The following is a 5,817-nucleotide window of genomic DNA, read 5'->3' on the forward strand; positions in this document are numbered from 1 at the left end:
CAGCCCCGGCCTCCGGCTCCGGGCGAACTCCGCGAAGGTCTCCGCCGTGGTGTACCTGGGCCGGAACCCCAGTGTCTCGCGCATCTGCACGGTCGAGACCACCCTGCCGTGGGTGAGCAGCCGGATCTGCTCCGGCGAGAAGTCCGTCATCCCGACCGCGCGGAGGGCCGAGCCGACCCAGGTGACCGCGGGGAGCAGCACCGGCACGGTCGGTCTGCCGAGCCGGCGCGCGCACTGCGACAGCAGGAGCACCCCGTCACCCGCGATGTTGAAGGTGCCGCTGTTCAGCGTCCCGCGCCGGGGCTCCCGGGCGGCGGTCTCCAGGACGTCGACGACGTCGTCCTCGTGGACGAACTGGAGCCGGGGGTCGTAGCCGAGGACCGTGGGCAGGACCGGCAGCGTCAGGTAGTCGGCGAGCGGCGAGTCCGGTTCGGGCCCCAGGATGTTCGCGAAGCGCAGCACGCAGACGGCGACGTCCGGCCGGCGGCGGGCGAAGCCGCGCACGTACCCCTCGACCTCCGCCGCGTCCTTGGCGAAACCGCCGCTGGGCAGGGACTTGGGCGGGGTCGTCTCGGTGAAGACCGCCGGGTCCCGGGGGGCCGAGCCGTACACGCTCGTACTGGACTTGACCACGAACCGCTGGACGGTCGGGGACTTCTGGCAGGCACCGAGCAGCTGCATGGTGCCGATGACGTTCGTCTCCTTGATCGCCGTCCGGCCGCCCGCGCCGAGCGCCTTCCCGGAGACGTCGAGGTGGACGACGGTGTCGACGGAGTGCTCGGCCAGCACCCGGGCGATCGCGGGCTGCCGGACGTCGGCCCGCACGAACACGGCGTCGCCGAGCGGGTGCGGGGGCGTGGTGGCGTCGACGGCGATCACCCGGTCCACCCCGGCGTCCCGCTGGACGCGCCGCACGAAGCGGCCCCCCAGTTGCCGGGCCGCACCTGTGACGAGCACGATCTTCCCCAAGACCAGCGCCTTCCGTCGGTCGTTCGTACGCGGAGCGGGGGTCTTCCCCTCGGGCGTCACGGTAGTCGCTGGGCGCTGTGCCGTGGCGACCCCATGGCGGCCTTTACCGAACCGATGGCGGGAACCACACCGACGCCGGAGGAAAGCGCCTGGGGAAGGCGGCGGAGGAAGGCGCTTGGGGAAGGCGCCGGAGGAAAGCGCCTGGGAAGAGCGCCGGAGAACGGCCGGCGCCGCTTCGGCCCCGGACGCGACGAAACCCTCCCACCAGGACGGTGGGAGGGCCTCGGACTCACGAACCGCGTTCGCCTACTTCTTGTTGCGACGCTGAACGCGCGTGCGCTTGAGCAGCTTGCGGTGCTTCTTCTTGGCCATCCGCTTGCGCCGCTTCTTGATAACAGAGCCCACGACTACCCTCGCTTTGTCTTCTTCACTGGTGCGGGGCGTCTGGGCCCACACGACCTACGTCGGCCTAGCCTACCCGCCACGGAGTGAGGGACGTAATCCGAGGGCGAAGTCAGGCGGACTCCACCCCCACGAAGGACTCACGGAGATACTCGTGAACTGCTTGCTCCGGGACCCGGAAGGACCTTCCCACCCTGATCGCCGGCAGATGACCGCTGTGCACCAAGCGGTACACGGTCATCTTGGACACCCTCATGACCGAGGCGACTTCCGCCACGGTCAGAAACTTGACCTCGTTGAGAGGCCTCTCGCTGCCAGCAGCCATGACCCACCTGTACCTTCCGCACGAGACGCGCACCGGCTTCCCCTCCGGTGACTCTTCGTCGTTGTGCGCTCACCGCCCAGGTTAGGGGCGGGTGATGCGAGTGGGGAAGAGGTGAGACGATCGGCCGCCTACCGGGACAGACGCGCCCGATCAAGGACATAGCGGGCCAGTGGGCGGTAGTGCTCGGACGGCACCCCGTCATCGAGCGGAACGACCACGGACACCCGCCCCTCGGCCTCTCCGACGAACAGCGCGGGGTCGTCCGTGTCCGCCAGGCCGACGGCCTCGATACCCAGCTGACCTGCACCGCAGACCCATCCGTGGTCCCCGACGACCAGCTCGGGCAGCGGCCCGCCGCCCCTCGCCGCCTCGTCCAGGACGGCCCGGACCGGCAGCGGTGAATGCGTGTGCGCGCCGGTCGCACTCCCCGGCGCCCGCACGCCCGGTTCGCGCACCAGCGCGACACCTTCTACGTAATCAAGGGTGCACGGACGTACGCCGAACCGCGTCGAGATGTCGACACTCCGGCCCTGGGCGGGGGTGAGCACCGCACACCCGGACGCCGACAGGGCGTCCGCGAGAACCGCGTAGAACCCGAGCAGCCGATGCGGATGGCCGGTACCGAGCAGCACCGCGGACCGCCGCGCCGCCGCCCCCGCGAGCCGTTCCGCGAACGCGTCCAGAGCGGCCAGGGTCCGCTCCGGATCGATCACGTCGGGACCCGTCACCCGGCCGGGGTCGTCCGAGACCCCGCACCGGTCGGCCATCAGCCGCAGCAGGTCGGCCTCTTGCCAGGCCCGTTCGGGAGCGAGGCCCAGCAGCACGCGCGGGTCCCGCGCGGCGAAGAGCCGGTAACTCCGCAGGCTGGTCTCCCGGGTGGTCGCCACGGGCCCGGCCAGCCGGGCCGCCAGCAGGTGAGCGCGCAGCGCTCCGGTGCTCAACACCCTGACGATGCTGCCCCACCGGGCCCCGTGGCGGGCGGAAACCCCTAAGGTGCCCCACCGTCGGCGTAACCGCCGCTCACGGCAGCAGCCCCCGCAGCGGGAACGCCGCGCGCCGGGTGGCCCGCACCGCCTGGTCCAGCCGGTCCGCCGGGTCGTACCCCTCTTCCCAGGAGCGCCACTCGGGCGTCCGCCCGTCGGTCATCCGGCCCGGCCCCAACTGCCGCGTACGGGCGTAGACCTCGTCCCGCCACGACGCCGGGATCACCGACTCGGGGTCCACCGGGGCGTGCGCGGCGATCCCGACGAGGTGGGTCCAGGACCGCGGTACGACGTCGACCACCGCGTACCCGCCGCCGCCGAGGGCCACCCACCGCCCGCCCTCCGCGTGGGCGTGGGCCAGCTCGTGACAGGCCGTCATGACGGCGCGCTGGGCGTCCAGGGACACCGCGAGGTGGGCCAGCGGGTCCTCGAAGTGGGTGTCGGCCCCGTGCTGGGTGACCAGCACCTGCGGCCGGAAGTCCGCCAGCAGCTCCGGCACCACCGCGTGGAAGGCCCGCAGCCACCCCGCGTCCCCCGTACCGGCCGGCAGCGCCACGTTCACCGCGCCGCCCTCGCCGGCCCCGGAACCGGTCTCCTCGGGCCAGCCCGTCTGTGGGAAGAGGGTGCGCGGGTGCTCGTGCAGCGACACGGTCAGCACCCGGGGGTCCTCCCAGAACGCCGCCTGGACACCGTCCCCGTGGTGGACGTCCACGTCGACGTAGGCGACCCGTTCCGCGCCCAGCTCCAGCAGCCGCGCGATGGCGAGCGCCGGATCGTTGTAGACGCAGAACCCGGCGGCGGCTCCGGGCATCGCGTGGTGCAGGCCGCCGGTGAAGTTGACGGCGTGCTCGCTCTCCCCGCGCCACACGGCCTCCGCCGCCCCGACCGAGAGACCGGCGATGAGCGCGGACGCCTCGTGCATGCCGGCGAACGCGGGGTCGTCGACGGTCCCGAGCCCGTACGCCTGGTCGGCGGCCTTCGGGTCGGCGGACGCGGCTCTGACCGCGTCCACGTAGTCCTCGCGGTGCACCAGCCGCAGGGTGGACTCCCCCGCCGCCCCGGCCGACCGCACGTCGACCGCCGCGTCGAGCCCGTACGCCCGGACCAGCCCCATCGTCAGGGCGAGCCGGACCGGGTCCATGGGGTGGCCGTCCCCGAAGTCGTATCCCGTTACCGCGTCATCCCACATCAGCCGCGCGCGCCCGCTCATGCCCGCCACCGTATCGGGCGGGCTCCGCGCCGAACGACTTGGCGTACACGAGCGTCGCGAGAACGAGCACCATCGGGACCAGCATCGCGCCCCGGTAGCTCCAGGCGTCCCCGAGGGCCCCCACGAGCGGCGACCCGACGAGGAACCCCACGTAGTTGAAGACGTTCAGCCGGGCGACGGCCACATCACTCGCCCCGGGGAACATCCGGCCGGCCGCGGCGAAGGTCTGCGGCACGAGCACACAGAGCCCCAGCCCCAGCAGGGTGAACCCCGACATCCCCCACCACGCCCCGGGCGCCACCGCCACCACCGCGAAACCGAGGGCCGCCAGCACGCTCCCGGCCCGCACCACGCCCACGGCGCCGAACCGCCGCACCCCCCGGTCCCCGACCGCCCGCCCGAGGAGCGTGGTCACCATGTAGACGTTGTACGGGACGGTGGCCATCTGCTCCGAACCGCCCAGCACGTCCTGGAGGTACTTCGCGCTCCAGTTGGAGACGGTGGAGTCCCCGATGTACGCGAACGCCATCACCAGACACAGGGGCATCAGCAGCCGCAGCGGCACCACCGGCCCCTTCCCGGGCCCGGCCCCGCCCCCGGCCTCCGCACCGGCCCGCGCGGCCCCCTCGTCCGGGTCCCGGGGCGTGTCCCCCTCCGTGTACCACCGGCTCCCGACGAGCACCGCCGGCAGCAGGACCGCCACCGCGGGCAGGTAGGAGACCAGCAGCGACAGATGCCAGTGGGCGCCCGCCCAGGCCATCGACGCACCGGCGATGCCACCCAGGCTGTACGCGGCGTGGAACCCGAGCATGATGCTGCGGCCGTACGCCCGTTGCAGGCTGACGCCCATCATGTTCATGGAGGCGTCCAGCGCCCCGACGGCCAGCCCGAAGACACCGAGCGCGAGAGCGGCCTGCCACACCTCGTTGCCGGCGCCCACCCCGAGCAGGGCCAGCATCACGACGGGCTGTGCCCACCTCAGTACGGTGCCGGGGCGGATCCGGGCGACCACCTTCTCGGTGGCCACGCTGGCGACCCCCGCCAGCACGGGTACCGCGGCCAGGAAGACGGGCAGCAGCCCGTCGGATATCCCGTACCGGTCCTGGATGGCGGGTATACGCGTCACGAGCAGGGCGAAGGTCACCCCTTGCACCAGGAACCCGAAGGCCAGCGAGGCCCTGCCGTACCGCAGCCGCGCATGTGTCATGGCCGCGAGCGTAGAGCCAGGAACTACCGCTGGGTAGATCGGTCAGGCAAGCAGTTCGGGGAGTTGGGCCATGTCGGAGAAGTGCCCGGTGACGCCGACGAGCCGGTCCGCCGGCATCATCGAGGTGAAGCCGTACACGTCCATGCCCGCGGCGCGCGCCGCCTCGACGCCGAGCGGGCTGTCCTCGATGACGACGCACCGCTCGGGGCTGACGCCCATCCGCTCGGCGGCGTGGAGGAACAGGTCCGGGGCGGGTTTTCCCCGCCCGACGTCCTGCGAGCTGAAGATCCACTCGTCCTCGAACCACTGGTCGAGCCCGGTCCGCCGGTGTCCGGCCGCGATCTTCTGGTGGCTCCCGGAGGAGGCGACGCAGTAGGCCACACCGTCGGCCACGAGCTTCCCGAGGAGGTCCTCGACGCCGTCGACGGCGACGAGGTCTTCCTGCTGGAACGCGGCGACGGTGCGGGTGAGGAGCTGCTCGTCGAAGTCCGCGGGGAGCTTCCGGCCGGTCCGCTCCTCGACGAGATCGTGCACGCGGTGGACGGCGGCCCCCATGTAGTCGCGGATGGAGTCCTCGTACGAGGTGGTGTGGCCGAGCTCGGTGAGGTAGCCGGCGAGGACGGTGTTGGAGATCGGCTCGCTGTCGACGAGCACACCGTCGTTGTCGAAGATGACCAGTTCGTAGCGCATGCTCCGACAGTAGACGCTCAGAACGCAGAAA

Annotated in this window: 7 protein-coding genes; all 7 read right to left on the bottom strand. The window is 72.2% G+C overall.

Going from position 1 to position 5,817, the window contains the following annotated elements:
- The coding region (locus IH13_RS0116425) for an NAD-dependent epimerase/dehydratase family protein (protein WP_031085111.1) at nt 1-969 on the bottom strand (969 nt) is incomplete at its 3' end.
- 306 nt (nt 970-1,275) lie between these two features.
- Nucleotides 1,276-1,374 (bottom strand): 30S ribosomal protein bS22, encoded by a 99-nt coding sequence (locus IH13_RS40890; RefSeq protein WP_003948845.1) that lies wholly within the window; start codon nt 1,372-1,374, stop codon nt 1,276-1,278.
- Between the two features lie 109 nt (nt 1,375-1,483).
- Entirely contained in the window at nt 1,484-1,696 is a 213-nt protein-coding gene (locus IH13_RS0116435; protein ID WP_014046653.1) for a helix-turn-helix domain-containing protein, read from the bottom strand.
- Between the two features lie 128 nt (nt 1,697-1,824).
- Complete coding sequence (locus IH13_RS0116440; protein ID WP_031085113.1) at nt 1,825-2,640, bottom strand: phosphatase; 816 nt, start codon at nt 2,638-2,640, stop codon at nt 1,825-1,827.
- A gap of 76 nt (nt 2,641-2,716) precedes the next feature.
- Entirely contained in the window at nt 2,717-3,889 is a 1,173-nt protein-coding gene (locus IH13_RS0116445; protein ID WP_031085115.1) for an acetoin utilization protein AcuC, read from the bottom strand.
- Nucleotides 3,858-5,096 (bottom strand): MFS transporter, encoded by a 1,239-nt coding sequence (locus IH13_RS0116450; RefSeq protein ID WP_031085117.1) that lies wholly within the window; start codon nt 5,094-5,096, stop codon nt 3,858-3,860. The genes IH13_RS0116445 and IH13_RS0116450 overlap by 32 nt, the downstream gene beginning before the upstream one ends.
- 42 nt (nt 5,097-5,138) lie before the next feature.
- Nucleotides 5,139-5,786, bottom strand: coding sequence for an HAD family hydrolase (locus IH13_RS0116455; RefSeq protein ID WP_031085119.1), 648 nt, complete (start codon nt 5,784-5,786; stop codon nt 5,139-5,141).
- Nucleotides 5,787-5,817 lie beyond the last annotated feature (31 nt).

The sequence above is a fragment of the Streptomyces sp. NRRL WC-3549 genome (assembly GCF_000721935.1).
In the GTDB taxonomy this organism is placed as follows: Bacteria; Actinomycetota; Actinomycetes; order Streptomycetales; family Streptomycetaceae; genus Streptomyces.